The following is a 21,368-nucleotide window of genomic DNA, read 5'->3' as shown; positions in this document are numbered from 1 at the left end:
GGAGTGAGCCTGGAGCCCCCCGCTCCGAAGAAGTAGGCCCCCTCAGCCCCGCCCTTCAACCCCAGCCCTTGAGCTGGTAGGCCAGCAGGCCAAGATGTTCCTTGATGGCCAGGCTGCTCAGCAGCAGAGAGCCGGCATCGGGCCAGAGCGACAGCAGCACCGATCCGGCGGTGGGTGTGCCCAGTTGATCCCGGGCCGGTAGCAGGTAGTCGCAGGCCACCGGCACCACCTGGAGCCCGCTCTGGCGGCGGAAGCTGGCCAGGGCCCGAGGCATGTGCAGGGCGCTGGTTACCAGCAGCACCGAGCTCCAGCCGCGGGACTGGCCGATCCGGCGCAGATCCCTGGCTTCCTCGGCGGTGGTCCGGGCCTGATCGCTGAGCAGCAGGCGATCGGCGGACACCCCCAGCTCCAGCGCCAGGCTGCGGGCGCTGAGGGCTTCGGTCGGGGCTGGATCCCCGCCGCTGAAGCTCACCCGGCCTCCGCTCAGCAGCAGCAGCGGCGCCCGCTGGTCCTTCAGCAGCCGGATCCCACTCAGCAGCCGGTCGCCGGCTTCATTCACCTCCACCCCGGCCCTGGGGGGCAGCGCCGCCCGGAGGCCCCCGCCCAGCACCACAATGGCGTCGGCCCGTGGGATCGGTGAGGGAGTCAGGGCGGCGCTGCGGGCCTCCAGCCCCCAGACCAGTTCCCTGGCTGTGATCGGCAGGGCGCTGATCCAGAGCAGAGCCAGGCCGAGGCCCCCCATGGGGGTGCTCCAGCGACGCCTTGGCCTCAGCAGCAGGCCGCTCAGAGCCAGCAGCAGCCCCAGGCTGAGGGGATAGAGCAGTTGCGGCAGCAGTTTCGAGAGCAGGAAGCCCATGGACCTGGCCCCGTTCAGGGGCTGCTCGGGCTGGAGCGGCGGCGCAGCTCCTCCAGCTCCTGGCGCGATTCGAAGTGGGCCCAGGCCTGCTCCAGATCGCCCTCGCCGGAGGGTTTGGGCTTGGGCTTGGGCTGGGCCTGCTGCCGCTGCTCCAGCTCCTGCAGCTCCTGCTCCACCCGGGCAAACTCCTTGCCCAGTTCCCCCAGCTGCTGCCAGTGATCGCGCCCCTGGCCCATCAGCTGACCCTGGTGGGCCTCGGCGCGGGACGCCAGCTCCAGGGCACCGGCGCTCCGCGCCCGCTCCACCCGCTGCTGCCACTGGGTGATCTCGCCGGCGACCTGCAGCAGGGTCTGGCGCAACTGCTCGGCCTGGGCCTGGATCTGCAGGCGCTGCAGGCGCAGGCGCCGTTGTCGTTCCTGCTGCTCCTCCCGCTCCAGCAGGTCCTGCTGGCCGGGATGGCTGCCGAGAAAAGCCTCCAGCTGTTGCTCCAGCTGCGACTCCAATTGCTCAAACCAGCTGCTGCTCATGGGCGTGTCACGGCAGGGCTCACTCCGGGGCGCGGGTGATCAGGGGGGCTTCAATCTCTTCTTCCAGGGGCGTGATCGCCGCTTCGCGGGAGCGCAGCAGCAGCTGGGTGAGGCGGGCGATGGCCCCTTCGCCGAGATCCTGGGCACTGATGCGATCAAAGGCCTCGCGGTAGAGCTGCTCCAGTTGCTCGATCAGACCCTCGCGCGACTCGCGCATCGCCCGACGCTGGTCATCCCTGCTCATCCCTGCTCGTCTCGCTGCTGATCAGATGCTGAGTCTGCCTGGTGCGCTCCCCACTGTCGCCGGTTGCAGCAGGTGCAGGCTGACGCTGTCGTCGTCGGCGCTCCAGCGCTCCAGGGCCTGCCAGCCCGCCGCCGCCGCCAGGGCCCTGAAGGCCTCGGGGCTGTACTTGTGGCTGTACTCGGTGATCAGGGCTTCGCCGGCGCCAAAGCGCCAGCGAGCTCCAGCCAGGCTCACCTGTTGCTCGTGCTCGCTCACCAGGGCCATGGCGATGCGCGAGTGCTGCCCTTGCCAATGGGCCTCATAGCGAAAGCTGGCGGGATCGAAATCGCCGGCCAGCTCCCGATTCAGGCGCACCAGCAGGTTGCGCGCAAAGGCGGCGGAGTGGCCCGCCCGGTCGTTGTAGGCCGCTTCCAGGGCCGCAACCGAGCGCGGCTGATCGATGCCGATCAGCAGCCGCCCATCGCCTCCCAGCAGGCGGGCGAACTGGCCCAGCAGGGTCACGGCCTCAGCGGGATCGAAGTTGCCCAGGGAACTGCCGGGGTAGAAGCCCAGACGGCGCCGGCCCGCCAGCAGGGGCTGCTGGGGCAGCTCCTGGAGCAGGCTGTAGTCGCAGCAGATGCCCAGCACCGGGATGGTGGGATGGCGTTGCTGCAGGTTGCGGCAGGCTTGCCGCAGATGCTCGGCGCTGATGTCGAGGGCCACGTAGGCCGGCGGGGCCAGGGCCTCCAGCAGGGGCGACACCTTGCGGGCGCTGCCGGCACCGAACTCCACCAGCACTCCCTTGCCCAGGGCTGCGGCCATGGCGGGGGCATGGCGGTTGAGCAGGGCGGTTTCGGTGCGGGTGAGGCCGTACTCCGGTTGCTCGCAGATGGCATCGAACAGGCGGGAGCCCTCGTGGTCGTAGAGGAACCAGGCCGGCAGTTGCTTCGGTGTGCGGCTCAGGCCCTCGATCACCAGTCGGGCCATGTCGGCCGGGGCTGGATGCAGATCGAGCATGGCGACGGCCGGTGAAAGCGGCCGGGATTTGAGGCCGGGCTGGCTGCTCATCGCCGCTCCTGGGCCAGGCGCAGACCGCTGGCCATCCAGCGGCTGGCTGGCGGGAAGAAGTTGCGGTAGCTGGGGCGGCTGTGGCCAGGCGGGGTGAAGTCGCTGCCGCCGCGCAACACCATCTGGGAACTCATGAATTTGCCGTTGTATTCACCTACCGCGCCGGCGGCAGGCGCGAAGCCCGGATAGGGACGGTAGGCGCTGGCCGTCCACTGCCAGACCTGACCCTCCAGCTCCCGCAGGGCGGGGTGGCCACCCCGGGCGGCGGATTCCCACTCCGCTTCCGTGGGTAAACGCCCGCCTGCCCAGCGGGCGTAGGCGTCGGCTTCGAACCAGCTCAGGTGCCGAACCGGAGCCTGCGGCTGCAACGGGCGTCTCCCCTGCAGGCTGAACTCCCAGTTCCAGCCTTCGCCCTCAGAGCCGCGCCAGTAGCGGGGTGCCCGCCAGCCGCGCTGCTGCACCAGGGCCCAGCCTTCGCTCATCCACAGCTCCGGCCGGCGGTAGCCCCCAGCGGCGATGAAGGCCGCGAACTCTCCATTGCGCACCAGCCGGCTGGCGATCCTGTAGGGCTCCAGCCAGTGACGGTGCTGTGGCGCCTCGTTGTCGAAGTGGAAGCCGCCTTCGGGGTCGGCTCCGATCTCCACCAGACCACCCGGATGCTCGATCCACTGCAGGGGTTCAGGCTCTTCGGCGGGGCTGGCGGCGGGCTGGCGGTAGGCGGGCTCCAGCGGGTTACGGCTGAAGCCATCGAGCAGGTCCATCAGCAGCAGCTCCTGGTGCTGCTGCTCGTGCTGCAGACCCAGTTCCAGCAGCACCAGCACCGGCGCCGCCGTGGCCTGGGGCTGATCGACCAGTCGCTCCAGCAGCTGTTCCAGCCCGCCGTCCACCTGCCGCCGCCAGGCCATCACCTCCCGCATCGGTGGGCGGGAAAGCAGACCCCGCTGGGGGCGGGGATGGCGCTCGCCGATGGCGTCGTAATAGGAATTGAACAGAAAGCCCCAGCGGCTGTCGGCGGGCCGATGACCCGGCAGGTGGGGCAGCAGCAGGAACGTCTCGAAGAACCAGGTGGTGTGGCCGAGATGCCACTTGGGCGGGCTGGCGTCGGCCATGCCCTGCAGGCAGAGGTCTTCCGGTTCGAGATCGGCCACCAGCTCTTCGCTGCGCTGACGGATCGCCCCCAGCCGCTCCAGCAGGGCCGCGCTGGGAGCCGCGGAAGCCATGGGATCGGGGACAAGCTGGGAGGGAGCCTAGTGGGGATCGGTGAGAGCAGCTGACCCCCTTACGATCGGCCACAGCCAACCGTTGTGACAAAGCCGCTGCCATGGGCATCCGCCAGGGATCCTGCACCCAGGCAGGCATCAGCCAGGGTTTTGTCGAAGCCGTCGGCAACACCCCTCTGATTCGCCTGCGCCTGCTCAGCGATCTGACCGGCTGCGAAATCCTCGGCAAGGCCGAGTTCATGAACCCAGGCGGCTCCGTCAAAGACCGCGCGGCCCTCGGCATCCTGCTGGAGGCCGAGGAGTCGGGCGCCCTGCAGGCGGGCGGCACCGTGGTGGAGGGCACGGCGGGCAACACCGGCATCGGCCTCACCCACCTCTGCAATGCCCGCGGCTACCGCAGTTTGATCGTTATCCCCGACACGCAGTCGGCGGAGAAGATCGGCCTGCTGCGCAGCCTCGGCGCCGAGGTGCGCACCGTGCCGGCGGTCCCCTACCGCGACCCCAACAACTACGTGAAGCTCTCGGGCCGCATCGCCGCTGAAACCCCCGGTGCCATCTGGGCCAATCAGTTCGACAACCTGGCGAATCGCCGCGCCCACTACGCCACCACCGGCCCTGAGATCTGGGAGCAGACCGGCGGCCGCATCGACGCCTGGGTGTCGGCCACCGGCACCGGCGGCACCTATGCCGGCGTGGCCCTGTTCCTCAAGGAGCGCTCGGAGCGGGTGCGCTGCGTGCTGGCCGATCCCCACGGCAGCGCTCTCCATGCCTGGGCCACCGGTGCCGGGCTGCAGTCCGAGGGCCGCTCGATCACCGAGGGCATCGGCAACAGCCGTGTCACCGCCAACCTCGAAGGAGCGCCGATCGACGATGCGGTGCGCATCGACGACCAGAGCGCCCTGGACACCATCTATCAGCTGCTCTGGCGTGAAGGCCTGTTCATGGGCGGCTCGGTGGGCATCAACGTGGCGGCGGCGGTCGAAACGGCCCGCCGGCTCGGTCCCGGCCACACGATCGTGACGGTGCTCTGCGACAGCGGGGATCGCTACCGCTCCCGCCTTTACGACGCCGACTGGCTCGCCTCGCGCGGACTCAGCCAGCCCCGCCGCGAGCGGGTTCAGGCCTGATGGATCTTGCCCAGGTCGCTGAGCCAGGTCTGCTGATCGCCGATCGCTATCGCCTGGAGGCGGAGCTGAGCCGCAGCCCCCAGGGGGTGCTCTGGCGCGCCAGTGATCAGCTGGCCGGCGGGGCGCTGATGGCCCTGCGCCAGCTGGGCCCCGAGCAGGATCAGCAGCACTGGCGCCAGCTCTGGAGCCGCCTGCAGGGGGTGCTCCATCCCCAGATCCCCCGCATCGGTGAGGCCATTCCCCGCGGTGAGGAGCTCTGGCTGGTGCGCGAGTGGCAGGGGGGACCCACGTATCAGGAGCTGCTGACGGCGCGGCGGGAGCGGCAGCTGGTGTTTGGGTCGGGGGAGGTGCTGCTGCTGGTGCGCCAGCTGCTGCCGGTGCTGGCTGCGCTCCATGGCCAGGACCTGGTGCATGGCGATCTCAGCCCAGCCAACCTGCTGCGCCGCGACCGCGACGGCCTGCCGGTGCTGCTGGATTTCGGTCTGGTGCGTGATGGGTCTGGCGAGGCTGAGGCGGGCGGGGCCACCCCGGGCTATGCGCCGGCGGAGCTGGGCCGGGGTGAGCCCGTGCAGCCCTGGATGGATCTGCACGCCCTCGGGGTGGTGGCCTTGGTGCTGCTCACGGGGGAGCAGCCGGCGGCCCTGCTCGATCCCACCACCCTCGCCTGGAGCTGGCCTGCCGCCGACCAGCTCGAACCAGCCCTGCGGGCGCCGCTGGAGCGTTTGCTCAGCTCCGATGCCGACCACCGCTTCAGCACGGCCTCCCAGGCGCTGGAGGCCTTTCAGCAGCTGCCGATGCCGGAAAGCCTCGGCCCCGTGCCCCGGGCCGACCGCACCGTCGTGCTGGTGCCACCGTCTGTGCCGTCAACCACGCTGGCCGAGGCACCGCCGCCTCCGCCTGCATCGCCGCCTGCGTCGCCTGAGCCACCCGCTCCGGTTCCCCCGCCGCCTGCCGCTGTTCTGCGCAGCCGCCAGCAGGTCAAGGATGAGGCGGTGGAAGATCGCCTCTGGCCTGTGGTGATCGCCCTGGTGATCTCGGCGGTGGTGGGCATCACCCTGGGCTGGTGGTTGCTCGGCCGCGGCAAGGTGCCCAGGGAGGAGGCCCGGGAAGCCCCCCAGCGCCCGCTCACTGCCAGCCTGCCGCCCGCTGAAGTGGATCAGCGCCAGGAGCTGCTCAACCGCCTGCGCGCTCTGCAGGTGGATCGTGGCTGGTTCCTCAACCTGGTGGATGCCAACTTGATGGCCCAGTTCCCCGAGCGGGGCGGTCGCCTGCCCAGCGATGCGCTGCAGGATTCCCCCCTGCGCAAGGTCTGGAATGAACTGGCCGAGGAGTGGCTGGCGCGGGTGGAGCAGTTGCCGATCGGCGTGCGCCGCAAGCTCGGCAGTTTCAGCGGCTCCGACTGGGAGAGCCAGCAGCGGCGGCTGGCCGCCCAGGGCCTGAGCGCCCCGGTGTTGCGTCAGTTGGTTTCCGGCAATGCCCAGGCCCTGCTGCCGGGCCGCACCAGCATGGATATCCCCCCCGAGCCCTTCCGCCAGCTCTGGTACGCCGCCGCCCAGCAGACCCTGGCGAGCCTGCGGGTGGAGTCGATCCTGGCCACTCCCGGTCAGGCGCGGGTGCAGTCGGCGGAACTGGAGGCCAACGGGGCTCGGGTGTTCCCGATCCGCATCCCCAGGGGTCACCAGCTGGTGCTGGGGGTCAATGGATCGCCGCTGATTCAGATGAGCGTCTTCGACGCCCAGGGCCAGGTGCTGGAGCCCAAGGGTCCCCTGCGGGTGGTGAGCCTGGGGGCGGTGGCCGGCGACCAGGTCCAGCTGCTGATCAGCAACGAAGGCGTGGCCCCCGCCAGCATCACCCTGTCGCTGCGGGCTGATCCGCCGCCGCGCGCGCCCAGACCGCCGGACCCGGTTGAGGGGGCTGAGCCTGGAAGCCAGGAGGAGGAGGAGGATGCACCGCCGCGCCCGCAGCCGTCCACTCCCGCCACCCCTGAGGTCGACCAGCGTCCGCCCCAGCCGCCGCCGGCGGCGGCTCCCGAGGGCAACTCGCCCCAGACCCGTTGATCGCCGCCGCCACCCCCCTGGGCTCCGCTCCGCTGGCCGTGGCCCTGCTCTCCGGCGGCCTTGATTCGGCCACCGCCGCGGCCCTGGCGATCGAAGCGGGGTATCAGCTGATCGGCCTCTCCTTCGACTACGGCCAGCGCCACCGCCAAGAACTGGAGGCCGCGGCCCACCTCGCCTCTCATCTCGGTCTGATTGAGCACCACACCATCGCCGTGAACCTGGCCGCCTGGGGCGGCTCGGCCCTTACCGACGCCAGCATCGCCCTGCCGCAGGCGGGGGTGGTGGAGGGGGTGATCCCTCCCACCTATGTGCCGGGCCGCAACACGGTGTTCATCTCCCTTGGCCTCAGCCTGGCCGAGGCCAAGGGGGCCTCCCGGCTGGTGCTGGGGGTGAATGCGGTGGATTACTCGGGTTATCCCGATTGCCGCCCCGACTATCTCGCCGCCTTCCAGAGCCTGGCGGACCTGGCGAGCAAGGCCGGCCGGGAGGGCCAGGGGGCCCAGCTCTGGGCGCCGCTGCTGAGCTGGAGCAAGACCCGGATCGTCGAGGAGGCCCTGCGCCTGCGCCTGCCGATCGAGCGCACCTGGAGCTGCTATGCCGGCGGGGCCGTCCCCTGCGGCCGCTGCGACAGCTGCCACATCCGCGATGCCGCCCTGCGGGACGCCGGGCATCCCGAGCTGGCCAGCCCTGGACCTGGATGAGCCGGGAGAGACTGATCCGGCCCCTGCCCTGGCGGGAGCCCTGGCCCCTGGTGAACTGGCTGGCAGAGCGGCTTGGTCTGGAGGGCCTGGTCTGGCTGGACGGTGATGGCACGGCCCTGGGACGCCGCTCGATCCTGGCCCTGGATCCCCTGGAGCTGGTGGAGTGCCGGGGCCTGCCGTCAGAGGCCGGCGCCAGCGATCCCTTCGTGGCGATGCGGGATTTGCTGGAGGGGGGTGGGGCCTGGCTGGGCTGGCTGGGCTATGAGGCGGGAGCCTGGGTGGAGCCCGGCGCCCACTGGCGCTCAGCGGATACAGCCAGCCTCTGGGCCGCTCGCTATGACCCACTGCTGCACTTCGATCTGCTGGAGCGGCGTTGTTGGCTGGAGGGAGACGACCGGCGGCGGCTGGGGGCGATGGCGGACTTGATCGAGTCGTGCCCTGAAGGCGCGGGATCGGCGCAGGAGCCACTGCCCCCCGGAGCCGCACCGTCCGGTGGTCTGCCGCCCGGTCAATGGCACTGGCACACCACCCCTGAAGCTTTCGCCGGCCAGGTGGCGGCCCTGCGGGAGTGGATCGCCGCAGGCGATCTTTTCCAGGCCAATCTCAGCGCCTGCCGCGAGCTGTTGCTGCCGCAGCCGGTCTCACCCCTGGAGCTCTACGGCCGGCTGAGGCGTCACTGCCCGGCTCCGTTTGCTGGTGTGGCGATCGCCTCGCTCGCTGAGGAGGGCGAGGCGGTGCTCTCGGCGTCGCCCGAGCGCTTTCTGCGCTTGCAGGGCGATGGGCGGGTGGAGACCCGCCCGATCAAGGGCACCCGGCCCCGCCACTCCAGTGCTGCAGCCGATGCCGCCGCCGCCGCCGAGTTGATCACCAGCGCCAAGGACCGGGCCGAGAACGTGATGATCGTGGATCTGCTGCGCAACGACCTCGGCCGGGTCTGCCGCAGCGGCTCGATCGCGGTGCCGCAGCTGCTCGGGCTGGAGAGCTACCGCCAGGTGCATCACCTCACCTCCGTGGTGGAGGGAGCGCTGCGGCCGGAGGCTGATCTGGTGGATCTGCTGCGGGCCTGCTGGCCGGGGGGCTCGATCACCGGTGCCCCGAAGGTGCGCGCCTGTCAGCGGCTGGCGGCCCTGGAGCCCGTGCCCCGCGGGCCCTACTGCGGCTCGCTGTTCCTGCTCGACGCCGATGGTGGCTTCGACAGCAACATCCTGATCCGCAGCCTGATGCTCAGGGGCCGGCGCCTGCGCGCCCATGCCGGCTGCGGCATCGTCGCCGATTCCAGCCCCGCCGCCGAAGCCGAGGAACTGGCCTGGAAACTGGATCCCCTGCTGGAGGCTCTGGCCTGAATGGAGGGGGATTCGCGACAGCCGCCAGCCGCCGCGATCGCCTGGATCGATGGGCCCGAGGGGGGGCGGTGGGGGACTCCCGGCAGCCTGGCTGTGCCGCTCTCGGATCGGGGCCTGAGCCTGGCGGATGGGCTGTTCGAAACGGTCCTGGTGGAGGGGCGCCGCCCCCGGTTGCTCACGCAGCACCTTCAGCGCTGGCGGCGGGGGGCAACCGTTCTGGGGCTGGAGCCCCCACCGCAGCAGGAGCGGGTGGCGGTGCTGGCCCGCGAGGCGATCGAGCGCAGCGGGATCGGCAGCGGGGCTCTGCGGCTCAACTGGAGCCGGGGCGATGGGGGCCGCGGCCTCGAACCCTCAGCCGGACCAGGACGTTTCTGGTTGCAGCTCAGCGCCGCCCGGCCTGACTTCGGCTCGGTTTCCGCTGGAATCAGCCGTCTCGAGCGGCGCAATGCCGCCAGTCAGCTCAGCTCCTGCAAGACCTTCGCTTATGGCGCTTCCGTGCTGGCCAGGCTGGAGGCCCAGCGGGCGGGGCAGGAGGAGTCGTTGCTGGAGAGCACGGCAGGTGGGCTTTGCTGCGGCACCAGCGCCAACCTGCTGGTGCGCCAACCCCGGGGCTGGTGGACTCCGCCACTGACCAGTGGCTGCCTGCCAGGGGTGATGCGGGCCAGGGCCCTGGCCCTGGGGCTGGTCCAGGAGGCTCCGGCGCCGATCGGGGCCTCTCAGTTGCGGCATGGTGCGCTGCTGATCAACAGCCTCGGCTGCCGACCGATCCGGTCTCTGGAGGGGGAAGTTCTGCCCACCTGGCCCGAGCCGGAGCACTTCTGGCGTGGCTTGCTCGCTGACGATTGATCCAGGGGCCATCGCCGCAAGCAGTTGTCATAGCGTCTGATCATCAGCGGGTGAACAGCGTGAGGGTCGAGGCGGCAGCGGTGATCCCGGGGTTGATGGTGCTGCTGGCGGGGCTTTCGGCCTGCGGCGGGCCCAAGGAGGTGGCCGTTCAGAACGCCAGGCTGGGGGATGTGCTGGTGGCGGCGGAGGGCACCCGGGTGGAACTGGCCCAGACCTTCAAGCCCGGAGTGTCCAACGGCCTCTACAAGGGGGCCGTGCGCCTGCATGGTCCTGGCCAGCCTGCAGACGGACGCCTGCACGCTCTCAACGCCGTCTGCAGCATCAAGGACACGCCCGGCTGGCCCTCCTACGACAATCTCTATGGCTACCCCATCACGGATGTGGCCGAGGCCGCTCAACTGAGTGGCAAGAGTCGCTGGCAGATTCTTTACCATTTTGATGGGCGGATCGAGGCCAGTGGTGACCTGAAACCTCAGGCCTGGACGGCACGCCTCAGGGACAACCTCTGCCGCCGCGGTGATTTCGATGACAGCACGGCACGCCAGTGACCGGTCCGCTGAGCGGGTGGTCCTGTAACCGCTGATACTGCTTGCCTTGGAGTACTCGCGTTGGATATGGGTGAAAACCGCACCGACCCGTCCACTCGATGCCGAAAACACTATTCAAGGTCGATCTCACCAAGACGATGGACCAGCAGGAGATGCCGGGCCATAACCGCTGGCATCCCGACATCCCGGCGGTGGTTTCAGTCAATCCGGGAGATGTGTTCAGGATCGAATGCAAAGACTGGACCGATGGCCAGATCAAGGACAATGATGATCCGCAGGACATCGCCGATGTTAATCTTGAGGTTGTCCATGTCCTGAGTGGGCCGATCTGGGTGAATGGTGCCCAGCCTGGCGACATCCTGGTGGTGGATATCCTCGATGTCGGCGCCCTGCAGGGCGATGAATGGGGCTTCACGGGCATCTTCGCCAAGGAAAACGGAGGCGGCTTCCTCACGGATCACTACCCCAAGGCGGCCAAGGCCATCTGGGATCTTGAAGGGATCTACACCAGTTCCAGACACATCCCCGGCGTACGTTTCGCCGGCATCACCCACCCCGGCCTGATTGGCTGCGCCCCCTCCCATGAGCTGCTGAGGGAGTGGAACCGGCGTGAAACCGAGCTGGTGAACACCGCCCCCGACCGCCGCACCTACGGCGCCGGCCTCTCCGGCAGTGAGCCGGTGCTGGCGGCCCTGCCCAATCCCAACAGCGCCATCCTCGGAACCCTGGCCAGTTCGGAGTTCGAGCGGGTGGCCAATGAGGCCGCTCGCACGGTGCCACCCCGGGAGCATGGCGGCAACTGCGACATCAAGAATCTCACCAAAGGCACAAAGATCTACTTCCCCGTCTATGTGGAAGGAGCCAAGCTCTCGATGGGAGACATCCACTTCTCCCAGGGGGATGGCGAAATCTCCTTCTGTGGAGCCATCGAGATGTCGGGCTACCTCGATCTACACGTAGAGATCATCAAGGGGGGAGTGGCAAAGTATGGGATGGTTAATCCCATGTTCAAGACCAGTCCGGTGGAGCCGCATTTCACTGATTACCTCGTTTTTGAGGGTATTTCGGTGGATGAGTTTTCTGGCAAGCAATATTACATGGATGTGCACATCGCCTACCGGCGGGCCTGCCTCAATGCGATCGAGTACCTCAAGAAGTTTGGCTTCACCGGTGAGCAGGCTTACCTTCTGCTGAGTTGTGCGCCAGTGGAGGGACGGATCAGCGGCATCGTCGACATTCCCAATGCCTGTTGTACCCTGGCCATACCAACCTCGATCTTCGACCAGGATATCCTTCCCTGCTAATCAGCAACGCTGGGTCTGGGGGCCTGAGCAACAGGCCCCCTTTCTATTGTGTCGATATTTTGCCAAGATCTCTGCTTCCTCCCACGATGCCTGTCTATGAATTCAGCTGCGCGAACGGCTGCGACAATTATGAAGTCTGGCGCAGCATCGATGAGCGCCAGAGCAACACGAACTGTCCTGCCTGTGACGCTGAAGGCAAGCGCGTGTTCACTCCGGTGATGTCTCTCAGCGGTCCCCTGCGGCTGAAGCAGGAACAGTCGGAACCGCGACTGGTACGCAAGCAAGGTACCCCTCCGGCGGGGCCCCGACTGAAGCAAAGCACCACGCGCCCCTGGATGCTGAATCGAGGCTGCTGATACCCATGAAAGCCGGAGCTCCAGCGAGGGCGTCGACTCCTGCCAGGAGCCAACGCCCGGACGCGTTCGATCAGACCGTCAGGAACTCCTTGATCACCTCGTCGGAGAGTTGATCCGTCTTGCCACTGGCCACAATTCCACCCCGCTGCATGGCGTAATAGAAATCGGACTGGCGCACGAAGTGAAGATGTTGCTCCACCAGCAGAACACTGATGCCAGTCTCCTTCATGATCCGCTGAACGGCGTGCTCAATGTCGAGGATGATCGAAGGCTGAATCCCTTCGGTAGGTTCATCAAGCAGCAGCAGTTTTGGCTTGCCCAGCAGAGCTCGGGCGATGGCCAGCTGCTGCTGCTGACCGCCACTGAGGTCACCTCCCTTGCGCTTGAGAAACTTCTCGAGAATCGGAAAGAGATCGAAGACCAACGGATCGATATGGCGGTTCTTCTCGAGACCTCCGGGAAGCGCTTCCATGCCCAGCAGGAGATTCTCCTTGACCGAAACCTGGGGGATGATGTCCCGGCCCTGGGAGACATAGCCGATGCCAGCCCGGGCTCTTCTGTAGGGAGGCTGGGTGGCGAGATGTCCATCGCCGTAGGCGATGCTGCCGGAGCGCTGCTGCAGCAGACCGATGATCGTTTTCAGAAACGTGGTCTTGCCGACGCCGTTGCGACCGATCAGGCACACCATTGTGCCCTCTTGGATGCTCAGATCAACGTTACGGAGAATATGGCTTTCTCCGTAATACACATTCAGGCCGTTGACCTGGAGCAGGGGCTTTTCGCTGGTGGAAGACATGGGGGCGGTGGTTGAAGGTCGGAAAGCGGTTACTGTTCGGGCGGCCCCAGGTAGACCTCGATGACTCTGGGATCGGCTTTGACCTGGTCCAGCGGACCTTCGGTCAGTACCTGTCCCTGGTGCAGAACGGTGACGTCGAAATCGAGATCCCGGATGAATTCCATGTCGTGCTCGATCACCACCACGGTGTGGTCACCAGCCAGGGACTTGATCAGCTCGGCGGTTCGCAGGGTTTCTTCATCGGTGAGGCCGGCAACCGGTTCATCCAGGAGCAGCACTTCGGGTGCCTGGGCCACCAGGGAAGCGATAGCCAACCATTGCTTCTGGCCATGGGAGAGGGAGCCGGCCTTCACAGTGGCGAAGGGGGCCAGGCCCACATAGTTCATGATGCGATGAACCTCGTCCTTGGCGTTCTGGGGAAGCCCGGAGCTCAGCAGGCTGAAGGCGTTCTTCACGGGGGAGGCGGCCAGCTCGAGATTGCGCAGCACGCTGAGGTTCTCGAAGACCCGCGGAGTCTGGAACTTGCGGCCGATCCCCTGACGGGAGATCTGCTGCTCCGAAACACCCAGCAGAGATTGTCCCTTGAAGGTCACCGAGCCCTTGGTGGGCCGCACCTTGCCGGTGATCACATCCAGAAACGTTGTCTTGCCGGCACCGTTGGGCCCGATGATCGACTTCAGTTCACCCTTGTACAGCTTGAGGCTGAGATCGGTGAGGGCATAGAAACCATCGAAACTCACGCTGACATCATTGAGCTCGAGGAGAGGTTCTGACATGGGCATCGGAAAGGTGCGTATTCGAGAAAGCAGTCACGAGGGAAAACCTGGCAGCATCATTGGGCTCCCTAGTCCACCGGGAGAGCCTCCTCATCGAGTCGGGGATAGGTTGTTGCCTTCTTGGCGATGCCGAAGGCAGCCAGCAGACTTCTCAGGCCGCCGTTGGTAACCCAGCCGTAGATGCCATCGGGCATGAGCACCACCACGAAGATGAACAGGGCCCCCTGAACGAAGAGCCAGGCCTCAGGCAGTGCCTCACTCACCAGGCTGCGCAGGTAATTGACCACCGTGGCACCGATGATCGGACCCACCAGGGTGCCCCTTCCGCCCACAGCCACCCAGATCACCATCTCGATCGAGAAGGAGATCGACATGTACTGGGGCGAAACGATGCCTGACTGGACGGTGTAGAGGGCGCCGGAGATGCCACACAGGGCTCCTGCCACCAGGAAGACGATGGTCTTGAACGGGACTGGATTGAAACCGGCAAATCGAAACCTTGATTCATCGTCTCGGATAGCGATCAGGGCATCACCGAAGCGACCGGTGGTGAAGTACCGGCAGACCAGAAAGGCCAGGGGGAGCAGGATCACCGTGAGGCGGTAGAACACCACCTGCATGTCAGGGGAGCCGACCAGTTGTCCGAACAGCTCGGAGGTGCTGGTCTTGAGGCCGTTGGTGCCGTCGAAGAGCTTCTGCTGGCCGTTGAAGAAGTGGAAGAACACCATCAACGCGGCCTGGGTGATGATCGAGAAATACACCCCCTTGATTCGGTTTCTGAAGATCAACCAACCCACCAGACCTGCCACCACTGCAGGGATCACCCAGATGGCAATAAGCGTGAACACAGGCGACCAGAAGGGCTTCCAGAAGAAGGGAAGCTCAGCAACCCCGTAGTTCTCGAAAAACTTGGGGATGCCGTTGCCACCCGCCAGGCTCTTGGTATTGAGCATCAGGTACATGGCGACCGCATACCCACCCAGCGAGAAGAAGATCCCCTGACCCAGGCTCAGCAGACCGGTGTATCCCCAGATCAGATCGATCGCCAGAGCCGTGATGGCAAGGGCGAAATAACGACCGAAGAGATTGAGCCGGAAATCGTCGAGGGCCGCCGGCAGGATGAACAGGGCTACCGCCAGCAGAATCCACGGGACGAGTCTTTGAAAGAGTTTCAAGGTAGAGGCCTCCACGTGGGGAGATGGAATGGGACGCTGCAGCAGGAGGGGATGATCGGCTCAAGCATCGACCGAGCGACCCTTCTGGGGGAACATGCCGTTGGGCCGGAACTGAAGGAAGACGATGATGAAGATGAAGACGAGCACCAGTGACATGCTTGTGGTCGCGAAGAATTCGGTGACCCCTCGGGCCGCCGCAGGCATGTCAGGGAAGATGGTGAGCAAGGTGCCCGAGCCGATCACCGATTGAATGATCCCGAGCAGCATCGCCGCGATCACCGTGCCGAGCAGGTTGCCCACTCCGCCCAGCACGATCACCATGAAGCAGGACACGATGTAGGCGGCACCCAGGTTGGGGCCCACCGATCCCAGCAGGGTGATGGCGCACCCAGCCACCCCGGCCAGTCCAGATCCAATGCCGAAGGTGATGCTGTCCACGCGATCGGTCGGTATGCCGAGACAGTTGCTCATCTGACGGTTCTGGGTTACCGCACGGATGCGCAGACCCCAGACACTCTTGTTCAGGAACCAGTAGGTGGCCAGAAGCAACAGGGCCGAGAGCAGGATGATGAAGATCCTCAGTCCGGGCAGTTCGATGGTGCCGATCATCCCCCAGCTTCCCTGCAGCCATTTCGGCGCAGTCACGTCGATGTTGCGGGGACCGAACCAGGGCTTGGCGAGGGGGCGGACCTGATCGAAGACGTTGACGGCGATCAGACCGATGACGATGGAGAGAGCCCAGCCGAGTCCATTGAGATAGGTGAAGAAAGGCTTGAGTGAGAACTTCGCGCGCAGTAACTTAGAAACTAAGAGTCCGGCAGCAACGCCGACGATGATGCCAAGCATCATGGCTGTTGAAACACTTCGAATCAGCTGGATGAGAATCAGGCTGACGCCCCAGGTGGCCAGCAGGGTTTCCAGGGGCCTGCCGTAGAGCTGTCTGATCAACGTTCTCTCCAGCAGCACGCCAATCAGCCCCGTGACGATGAAGGCAAGCACCAAGGAGACCGGAAAATACAGCTGGAAGATCACACCACCCATGGGCTTGAACACCGACTGCACCACGTAGGTGACATATGCGCCTAACATCATAAACTCACCATGGGCGAGGTTGATGACCCCCATCAAGCCAAAAACGATGGCCAGACCGGTTGCTGCAAGCAGCAGAACCGATCCGATGCTGAGGCCATCGAGGATCTGAGAAAAAAAGAGTTCCAACGGAATGAATGTTGAAAATTAGGTCCAGCAATGCGTTAGCGATGCTGGACCAGGTTGAATCTGGTGGTGTTTCAAGCCAGAAGGTGGTGGCTCCAGGAGGAACCACCGATCCTTCACCGCCCCATGGGGATGGTGGTGATCACATCTTGAACTTGCCGGCGTCGGGCCTGTCCTTGGTCCAGTCACAGGTAAAGCCCTTGGTTTCGGGCACGAACTGGTTCCAGGGGATAGGCGGAATGGCCTTCTTGCTGTCTTCGAGAATCTTGAACTGACCACTGGCTTCGGCTTCCCCGATCAACACACGCTCAGAGGTGTGGTGGTTGGGGAACATTTCGATCTCGCCCTGGGGTGCGGCGAACTTGATGCCGATCATGGTCTTGCGGACCTTGTCGAGATCTTCGAAGGTGCCGGCTTTCTCAATGGCGTTCTTCCAGAGGTACACCATGTTGTAGGCCGATTCAGCCGGGTCACCCGTGACCCGATCAGCTCCATACATGGCCTGGAAGTCGGAGGTGAACTTCTTCGATGCCGGGGTATCCAGGCTCATGAAGAAGTTCCAGGCCGCATAGGTGCCTGTGGTGTACTCGGGACCGATCTGGCGGATTTCCTCCTCGGCGATCGAGAAAGACATGATTGGATATTTGGCCGGATCGATTCCGGCAGCCTTGAACTGCTTGAAGAGGGCAACGTTGGAGTCACCGTTCAAGGTGTTGATGATGATGCCACCATCGGGGAATGCCTTTTTAATCTTGGCGATGATCGGAGCCACCTCGGTGTTTCCGAGAGGGATGTAATCTTCCCCAACGGTTTCACCGCCTAGGGCCTTCATCTGCTCCTTGATGATGGTGTTGGCAGTCCGGGGATAGACGTAGTCAGAGCCGACGAGATAGACCTTTTTGCCAAGTTTGTCGCCGTAGGTCTTCATCAGCCAGTCAACGGCTGGTTCAGCCTGCTGGTTGGGGACGGCACCCGTGTAGAAGATGTTCCTGGAGCACTCCTGCCCTTCATATTGAATCGGGTAGAAGAGCATATGATTTTTGGACTCATACACCGGCAGCATCGCCTTGCGGCTGGCGGAGGTCCAGCCGCCGAAGACCACGGCCACCTTGTCGGAGTCGATCAGCTTCTGCGATTTTTCGGCGAAGGTGGGCCAATCGGAAGCCCCGTCTTCGATCACAGGGACGATTTTGAACGACTTGCCACCAACCTTGACGCCTCCGGCGTCATTGATTTCCTTAATGGCCATCTCTTCGACCTCTTTGAGGGTCGTTTCTGAGATGGCCATGGTGCCACTCAGGGAGTGGAGAATGCCGACTTTGACTTCACCATCGAATTTGCCAGCGGAGTCTCCACCCCCACCGCCACCGCAGGACACCAGAGTGATGCTGACGGCGGAAGCAGCAAGTCCGGCAAACAGCCGCCGAGAGAGATTCTGAACCATTGGTGCTTTGTCAAGGTGAGGGTATGCCGCGACGCTGACGGCATGGCGAAACTTACGGAGATCGCTCGCGGCATTGTGTATCCGTTCGCACGAAACGTCCTCGGGGGCTCGGCGTGTGTGGATCTGCTGGCGAACTCTGGTTCCTGGCTCAGGCCTGCGGACTAGGTAATTGTTCACGCAAAAAGGATTCCACCCGCTCCAGGCCTTCTCCGCTGCGAAGGTTTGTGAAGCACCAGGGCCGGCCGGCTCGCATCCGTTCAGTGTCCCGTTGCATCACACTCAGATCGGCTCCCACCATCGGTGCCAGATCGATCTTGTTGATCACCAGCAGGTCGGAGCGGGTGATGCCCGGGCCCCCTTTCCTGGGGATCTTGTCCCCGGCGGCTACGTCGATCACATAGATGCACAGATCAACCAGTTCTGGACTGAAACTGGCCGCCAGATTGTCACCGCCGCTCTCCACCAAGACCAGATCGAGATCGGGGAACTGACTCTCCAGCTCCTCCACCGCGGCACGGTTGATCGAGCAGTCTTCACGGATGGCGGTGTGGGGGCAACCTCCCGTTTCCACCCCGCGGATGCGTTCCGGTTCCAGGGCGCCGGCGCGGGTCAGGAACTGAGCGTCTTCCTGGGTATAGATGTCATTGGTGACCACCGCCAGCTGCAGCTCCTGCCGCAGCCTCCGGCAAAGGGCTTCGACGAGGGCGGTCTTGCCGGATCCCACAGGCCCGGCCACTCCAACGCGCAGTTTGCTCATGCTGGGGGCCTGCCTTGGCGATCAACTGCGGAACAGCCTGGAGTAAAGCTCGACGTGGTGCAGTTGGCAGAGGCCGGAGCCGATACCGCCGCTCCATTGCTCGCGGGGATCGGCGAGCGCCAGCTCCTGACCCCGCTCCACCAGCAACGGGGTCAGGGCCAGTTGCAGCCGTTGCCCCTGGGTGGGCCCCAGCGGCACCAGGCGTACGGCGGCACTGATCTGGTTGGCGCACCAGCCATAGAGGTAGGCCACCACCAGATCTGGCAGGGGGATCTCCAGGCAAAGCCCCGCCCAGGCCCAGGCTGCCGGCCAGGCCAGTTCAACCTCTGGCTCCAGCGGCCAGCCCAGCTGCGCCAGCAGCTGCAGCAAGGAGCGTCCCATCTGACGTTGCTGGGCCCGCAGCTCGCTCGCTTCGCGCTGGGCGAGCAGCCAGCCGTCGAGATCGATCAACGCTCCCCTGGCCAGCTGAGCTTCATCGCTCTCTGCTCCCACTGTGGCCATGAGTTGGTGCTCGCGGAGGGCCTCCTGCAGCGGGCCCAGGGCTGCCGCCTCGATACGGATGCCGCCACGACGGAGCTCAGCTTCGAGCCAGTCCTGCAGAGCCCTCGCCGTAGTGATGGTTCCCCGCTGGACCAATACTTCCAGCCCTTCCGAGTAGCTGAACGCTCCCACTGGCAGGGCGGGGCTCACCAGTTGCAGCAGATGCAGCCCGGCGACACTCATCGCGGCTGAACGCTGCCGTGATTGTGGTGGCTGTCCTGGCTGCCGGCGTGACCGCCAGCGTGACCGCCGTCATGACCGTGGGAGTGGCTGGCCGTGGCATAGGCGCCCGGCTCCGGCAGAAACGGCACCAGACGGTGCTCGATCAACAGCCCCCGTTGCCGCAGCAGCTCCTCCAGCACCCCATCCTCCAGCAGCCTCAGTTCCCCAGGGCGAAGCTCCAGCGAGACATGGCGGTTGCCCAGGTGGTAGGCGGCCTGGAGCAACATCATGGGATCCGGGCTGTGCACCACCAGCACCGACTCAGGCGCCGGCTCAACCACCACCAGCACATGGCCATCGGCCGGCATCAGCCGCTCACCCGGCTCGAGGGCCGGTCCCCGCGGCAGTTGCAGCAGCAGCTCGCGGCCGCAGGAGGCGCGCCGCCGCCCGCGCAGGCTGGTGCGCTCCTGGGCGCTCAAGGGCAGATTCAGCATCAGCAGGTCCCCTTCCGGCTCCTGTCCCTGGCCAGGGGCGTCGCAGCGCAACTCCAGCTGCAGCGGTGGCGTGGCTGGGGGGTGACTCCAGCTCGGGGGCGTGGACACAGGGCCGACAGCCTCAGAACCAGACGCCAGCCTCCCCAGGCCGGGGGGCAATGATTGTGCCGATTGCTACCGAATCTGCCCTGGCGGCCTGGGCCAGGATTCCCCGGATGGTGCCGAACTCTCTGGAACGCAACCTGGCGATGCTGAGCGCCCTCCCCCAGCCCTGGTGCGCTGAGGCCAGCCTCAGCTTCCATCGCCTGGCTGATCGCGGCACCCAGCACCAGGGCGGTGCCACCGCCCCCCTCAAGATCCAGCGGGCCTTTGCCCGTGAGGATGGCCGCTGTGAACTGCCCCTGCTCCACACCGGCGGTGGCCTGGTGGGGGGGGATGAGTTGAGCATCAGAGCCGAGCTCGGGCCCCACAGCCGTGCCCTGCTCACCAGCGTCGCTGCCCAGAAGGTGTACGGATCGGTGGGCCGCTCCCGTCTGGCGCCCCGGGGCCGCTGGAGCCGTCAGCGGCTGAGCTTTGAGCTGTCGGAGGGCGCGGACCTGGAATGGCTCCCCCAGGAGGTGGTGGTGTTTGCCGGTGGTCTGATCGAACAGAGCTGCCGGGTGGAGCTGGCCGAAGGAGCCAGTTGGCTCGGGGCCGATGTGGTCCGCCTGGGGCGCAGTGCCGACGGCGAAACCCTGGGGGAGGGCTGCTGGCGCTCGCGCCTGGAGGTGCGACGGCAGGGGCGCTGGAGTGTGGTCGATCAGCTGGAGCTGACGGGGGAGAGCCTGCGTTCGTCCCACGGGCTTTCGGGGATGCCGGTGTTCGGCAGCCTGGTGTGGGCAGCCCCGGCGCTGGTGCCGGAAGCCCTGCTGGAGCTCTGCCGCGCCGATCGGGCCGGACTGGAGGGGGAGATGGCCTGCGGCCGGCTGGACCAGGGGCTGGTGGCCCGCTACCGGGGCGGCTCCACCCAGGCGGCCCGCTGGTGGTTCACCCGCATCTGGGCGCGGATCCGCGCCGAGCGCGGCCTGGCCCCGCCGCAGCTGCCGCGTGTCTGGCCCTTTCAGGAAACGCCCCTGGCGGGCGAAGGTTCCTGCTGAACCTGCTCATCGTCGCTGCCACTGCCAGAGTGCAGCCGGAACGCCCCGGCCCATGTATCTCACCCCCCAGGAGAAGGACAAGCTCCTGATTGTCACTGCAGCGCTTCTGGCGGAGCGCCGGCTGCAGCGGGGCCTCAGGCTCAACCACCCGGAAGCCGTGGCCTGGCTCAGTTTCCTGGTGTTGGAGGGGGCCCGTGATGGCCGCAGCGTGGCGGATCTGATGGCCGAGGGCACCACCTGGCTCAACCGCGAGCAGGTGATGGAGGGGGTGCCGGAGTTGATCCCAGAGGTGCAGATGGAGGCCACCTTCCCCGATGGCACCAAGCTCGTCACCCTGCACGATCCGATCCGATGATCCCCGGCGAATTGTTTCCTGAACCCGGCAGCCTGGAGCTCAACGCCGGCCGGCCGGTCACCACGATCGAGGTGGCCAACCGGGGTGATCGTCCGGTGCAGGTGGGCTCCCACTTCCACTTTTACGAGGCCAACCATGCCCTGGTTTTCGATCGGGAGTCGGCGCGGGGCCAGCGCCTCGACATCCCCGCCGGCACCGCGATCCGCTTCGAGCCGGGCGATCAACGTCCCGTGCAGCTGGTGCCCCTGGCAGGCTCCCGCTGCGTCTATGGCTTCAACGGCCTGATCAACGGCCCCCTCGACTGAGCCCCCCGGGCCGCCCTGCCCATCCCCCGTTCCTTTG

At 66.0% G+C, this 21,368-nt stretch carries 24 protein-coding genes; 11 read left to right on the top strand and 13 right to left on the bottom strand.

The annotated features are described in order from the left end of the window. Nucleotides 1-55: 55 nt before the first annotated feature. From KBY67_RS12935 to egtB, 5 genes are read right to left on the bottom strand one after another with little or no spacing between them, the layout of a single operon-like run. Nucleotides 56-856 carry a YdcF family protein gene (locus KBY67_RS12935; RefSeq protein WP_255111477.1) on the bottom strand — a complete coding sequence of 267 codons (801 nt, stop codon included), beginning with the start codon at nucleotides 854-856 and terminating at the stop codon, nucleotides 56-58. Between the two features lie 14 nt (nucleotides 857-870). Next, the gene (locus KBY67_RS12930) at nucleotides 871-1,383 is read right to left on the bottom strand and encodes a hercynine metabolism protein (protein ID WP_255111476.1); all 513 of its coding nucleotides are present in this window, start codon (nucleotides 1,381-1,383) and stop codon (nucleotides 871-873) included. Between the two features lie 19 nt (nucleotides 1,384-1,402). Then, on the bottom strand, nucleotides 1,403-1,627 hold the full coding sequence (locus tag KBY67_RS12925; protein ID WP_255111475.1) for a hercynine metabolism small protein: 225 nt from the start codon (nucleotides 1,625-1,627) through the stop codon (nucleotides 1,403-1,405). Between the two features lie 21 nt (nucleotides 1,628-1,648). Beyond that, a complete protein-coding gene (egtD, locus tag KBY67_RS12920; RefSeq protein ID WP_255111474.1) occupies nucleotides 1,649-2,674 on the bottom strand; it encodes an L-histidine N(alpha)-methyltransferase in 1,026 nt (341 codons plus the stop codon). Then, nucleotides 2,671-3,894 (bottom strand): ergothioneine biosynthesis protein EgtB, encoded by a 1,224-nt coding sequence (gene egtB / locus KBY67_RS12915; protein WP_255111473.1) that lies wholly within the window; start codon nucleotides 3,892-3,894, stop codon nucleotides 2,671-2,673. Before egtB ends, egtD begins: the two co-directional genes overlap by 4 nt. A 101-nt stretch (nucleotides 3,895-3,995) precedes the next feature. Here egtB and KBY67_RS12910 point away from each other — a divergent pair, with 101 nt between their 5' ends. From KBY67_RS12910 to KBY67_RS12875, 8 genes are all read left to right on the top strand, one after another. Beyond that, complete coding sequence (locus tag KBY67_RS12910) at nucleotides 3,996-5,021, top strand: cysteine synthase A (protein WP_255111472.1); 1,026 nt, start codon at nucleotides 3,996-3,998, stop codon at nucleotides 5,019-5,021. Next, a complete protein-coding gene (locus KBY67_RS12905) occupies nucleotides 5,021-7,078 on the top strand; it encodes a protein kinase domain-containing protein (protein WP_255111471.1) in 2,058 nt (685 codons plus the stop codon). Before KBY67_RS12910 ends, KBY67_RS12905 begins: the two co-directional genes overlap by 1 nt. A 32-nt stretch (nucleotides 7,079-7,110) precedes the next feature. Next, nucleotides 7,111-7,779 (top strand): 7-cyano-7-deazaguanine synthase QueC, encoded by a 669-nt coding sequence (queC, locus tag KBY67_RS12900; RefSeq protein ID WP_255111478.1) that lies wholly within the window; start codon nucleotides 7,111-7,113, stop codon nucleotides 7,777-7,779. Next, entirely contained in the window at nucleotides 7,776-9,122 is a 1,347-nt protein-coding gene (locus KBY67_RS12895; RefSeq protein ID WP_255111470.1) for an anthranilate synthase component I family protein, read from the top strand. The genes queC and KBY67_RS12895 overlap by 4 nt, the downstream gene beginning before the upstream one ends. After that, on the top strand, nucleotides 9,123-9,968 hold the full coding sequence (locus KBY67_RS12890; protein ID WP_255111469.1) for an aminotransferase class IV: 846 nt from the start codon (nucleotides 9,123-9,125) through the stop codon (nucleotides 9,966-9,968). It begins immediately after the preceding gene. Between the two features lie 50 nt (nucleotides 9,969-10,018). Next, a complete protein-coding gene (locus KBY67_RS12885) occupies nucleotides 10,019-10,516 on the top strand; it encodes a hypothetical protein (protein ID WP_255111468.1) in 498 nt (165 codons plus the stop codon). Nucleotides 10,517-10,614: 98 nt separating this feature from the next. Beyond that, on the top strand, nucleotides 10,615-11,820 hold the full coding sequence (fmdA, locus tag KBY67_RS12880; RefSeq protein ID WP_255111467.1) for a formamidase: 1,206 nt from the start codon (nucleotides 10,615-10,617) through the stop codon (nucleotides 11,818-11,820). 86 nt (nucleotides 11,821-11,906) lie between these two features. Then, nucleotides 11,907-12,176: an FmdB family zinc ribbon protein gene (locus KBY67_RS12875; protein ID WP_255111466.1), complete on the top strand. Its 270-nt coding sequence runs from the start codon at nucleotides 11,907-11,909 to the stop codon at nucleotides 12,174-12,176. A 70-nt stretch (nucleotides 12,177-12,246) separates the two neighbouring features. On the opposite strand, the gene urtE is transcribed toward KBY67_RS12875, so the two are convergent. The 8 genes from urtE to ureE all read right to left on the bottom strand — a co-directional run bounded on the left by urtE (nucleotide 12,247) and on the right by ureE (nucleotide 19,643). Further along, nucleotides 12,247-12,972 carry an urea ABC transporter ATP-binding subunit UrtE gene (gene urtE, locus KBY67_RS12870; RefSeq protein WP_255111465.1) on the bottom strand — a complete coding sequence of 242 codons (726 nt, stop codon included), beginning with the start codon at nucleotides 12,970-12,972 and terminating at the stop codon, nucleotides 12,247-12,249. A gap of 29 nt (nucleotides 12,973-13,001) precedes the next feature. Continuing rightward, nucleotides 13,002-13,748: an urea ABC transporter ATP-binding protein UrtD gene (gene urtD / locus KBY67_RS12865; RefSeq protein WP_255111464.1), complete on the bottom strand. Its 747-nt coding sequence runs from the start codon at nucleotides 13,746-13,748 to the stop codon at nucleotides 13,002-13,004. A gap of 68 nt (nucleotides 13,749-13,816) precedes the next feature. Then, entirely contained in the window at nucleotides 13,817-14,923 is a 1,107-nt protein-coding gene (urtC, locus tag KBY67_RS12860; protein WP_255111463.1) for an urea ABC transporter permease subunit UrtC, read from the bottom strand. A 60-nt stretch (nucleotides 14,924-14,983) separates the two neighbouring features. Beyond that, a complete protein-coding gene (locus KBY67_RS12855; protein ID WP_255111461.1) occupies nucleotides 14,984-16,141 on the bottom strand; it encodes an urea ABC transporter permease subunit UrtB in 1,158 nt (385 codons plus the stop codon). Nucleotides 16,142-16,280: 139 nt separating this feature from the next. Then, a complete protein-coding gene (gene urtA / locus KBY67_RS12850; RefSeq protein ID WP_255111460.1) occupies nucleotides 16,281-17,582 on the bottom strand; it encodes an urea ABC transporter substrate-binding protein in 1,302 nt (433 codons plus the stop codon). Between the two features lie 148 nt (nucleotides 17,583-17,730). Beyond that, a complete protein-coding gene (ureG, locus tag KBY67_RS12845; RefSeq protein ID WP_255111458.1) occupies nucleotides 17,731-18,339 on the bottom strand; it encodes an urease accessory protein UreG in 609 nt (202 codons plus the stop codon). Nucleotides 18,340-18,360: 21 nt separating this feature from the next. Further along, nucleotides 18,361-19,062, bottom strand: coding sequence for an urease accessory protein UreF (locus KBY67_RS12840; protein ID WP_255111457.1), 702 nt, complete (start codon nucleotides 19,060-19,062; stop codon nucleotides 18,361-18,363). After that, nucleotides 19,059-19,643 (bottom strand): urease accessory protein UreE, encoded by a 585-nt coding sequence (ureE, locus tag KBY67_RS12835; protein ID WP_255111456.1) that lies wholly within the window; start codon nucleotides 19,641-19,643, stop codon nucleotides 19,059-19,061. The genes KBY67_RS12840 and ureE overlap by 4 nt, the downstream gene beginning before the upstream one ends. A 107-nt stretch (nucleotides 19,644-19,750) precedes the next feature. Here ureE and KBY67_RS12830 point away from each other — a divergent pair, with 107 nt between their 5' ends. From KBY67_RS12830 to KBY67_RS12820, 3 genes are read left to right on the top strand one after another with little or no spacing between them, the layout of a single operon-like run. Beyond that, on the top strand, nucleotides 19,751-20,671 hold the full coding sequence (locus KBY67_RS12830; protein WP_255111455.1) for an urease accessory protein UreD: 921 nt from the start codon (nucleotides 19,751-19,753) through the stop codon (nucleotides 20,669-20,671). 52 nt (nucleotides 20,672-20,723) lie between these two features. Further along, complete coding sequence (locus KBY67_RS12825) at nucleotides 20,724-21,026, top strand: urease subunit gamma (RefSeq protein WP_255111454.1); 303 nt, start codon at nucleotides 20,724-20,726, stop codon at nucleotides 21,024-21,026. Then, nucleotides 21,023-21,331 (top strand): urease subunit beta, encoded by a 309-nt coding sequence (locus tag KBY67_RS12820; RefSeq protein WP_255111453.1) that lies wholly within the window; start codon nucleotides 21,023-21,025, stop codon nucleotides 21,329-21,331. Before KBY67_RS12825 ends, KBY67_RS12820 begins: the two co-directional genes overlap by 4 nt. Nucleotides 21,332-21,368 lie beyond the last annotated feature (37 nt).

Origin of the sequence: Synechococcus sp. RedBA-s (assembly GCF_024345495.1) — a bacterium.
Classification (GTDB): Bacteria; Cyanobacteriota; Cyanobacteriia; order PCC-6307; family Cyanobiaceae; genus Regnicoccus_A.
This window is presented reverse-complemented; position numbering and strand designations above follow the sequence as displayed.

Excerpts from the sequence above, each read along its gene's own strand:
- ureG (WP_255111458.1), bottom strand. The coding sequence starts at position 18,339 with ATGAGCAAACTGCGCGTTGGAGTGGCCGGGCCTGTGGGATCCGGCAAG.
- fmdA (WP_255111467.1), top strand. The coding sequence starts at position 10,615 with ATGCCGAAAACACTATTCAAGGTCGATCTCACCAAGACGATGGACCAG.
- KBY67_RS12910 (WP_255111472.1), top strand. The coding sequence starts at position 3,996 with ATGGGCATCCGCCAGGGATCCTGCACCCAGGCAGGCATCAGCCAGGGT.
- KBY67_RS12820 (WP_255111453.1), top strand. The coding sequence starts at position 21,023 with ATGATCCCCGGCGAATTGTTTCCTGAACCCGGCAGCCTGGAGCTCAAC.
- KBY67_RS12925 (WP_255111475.1), bottom strand. The coding sequence starts at position 1,627 with ATGAGCAGGGATGACCAGCGTCGGGCGATGCGCGAGTCGCGCGAGGGT.
- KBY67_RS12875 (WP_255111466.1), top strand. The coding sequence starts at position 11,907 with ATGCCTGTCTATGAATTCAGCTGCGCGAACGGCTGCGACAATTATGAA.
- KBY67_RS12905 (WP_255111471.1), top strand. The coding sequence starts at position 5,021 with ATGGATCTTGCCCAGGTCGCTGAGCCAGGTCTGCTGATCGCCGATCGC.
- urtE (WP_255111465.1), bottom strand. The coding sequence starts at position 12,972 with ATGTCTTCCACCAGCGAAAAGCCCCTGCTCCAGGTCAACGGCCTGAAT.
- egtB (WP_255111473.1), bottom strand. The coding sequence starts at position 3,894 with ATGGCTTCCGCGGCTCCCAGCGCGGCCCTGCTGGAGCGGCTGGGGGCG.
- KBY67_RS12830 (WP_255111455.1), top strand. The coding sequence starts at position 19,751 with ATGGTGCCGAACTCTCTGGAACGCAACCTGGCGATGCTGAGCGCCCTC.
- KBY67_RS12825 (WP_255111454.1), top strand. The coding sequence starts at position 20,724 with ATGTATCTCACCCCCCAGGAGAAGGACAAGCTCCTGATTGTCACTGCA.
- KBY67_RS12890 (WP_255111469.1), top strand. The coding sequence starts at position 9,123 with ATGGAGGGGGATTCGCGACAGCCGCCAGCCGCCGCGATCGCCTGGATC.
- KBY67_RS12930 (WP_255111476.1), bottom strand. The coding sequence starts at position 1,383 with ATGAGCAGCAGCTGGTTTGAGCAATTGGAGTCGCAGCTGGAGCAACAG.
- KBY67_RS12935 (WP_255111477.1), bottom strand. The coding sequence starts at position 856 with ATGGGCTTCCTGCTCTCGAAACTGCTGCCGCAACTGCTCTATCCCCTC.
- KBY67_RS12840 (WP_255111457.1), bottom strand. The coding sequence starts at position 19,062 with ATGAGTGTCGCCGGGCTGCATCTGCTGCAACTGGTGAGCCCCGCCCTG.
- urtA (WP_255111460.1), bottom strand. The coding sequence starts at position 17,582 with ATGGTTCAGAATCTCTCTCGGCGGCTGTTTGCCGGACTTGCTGCTTCC.
- urtD (WP_255111464.1), bottom strand. The coding sequence starts at position 13,748 with ATGTCAGAACCTCTCCTCGAGCTCAATGATGTCAGCGTGAGTTTCGAT.
- KBY67_RS12895 (WP_255111470.1), top strand. The coding sequence starts at position 7,776 with ATGAGCCGGGAGAGACTGATCCGGCCCCTGCCCTGGCGGGAGCCCTGG.
- egtD (WP_255111474.1), bottom strand. The coding sequence starts at position 2,674 with ATGAGCAGCCAGCCCGGCCTCAAATCCCGGCCGCTTTCACCGGCCGTC.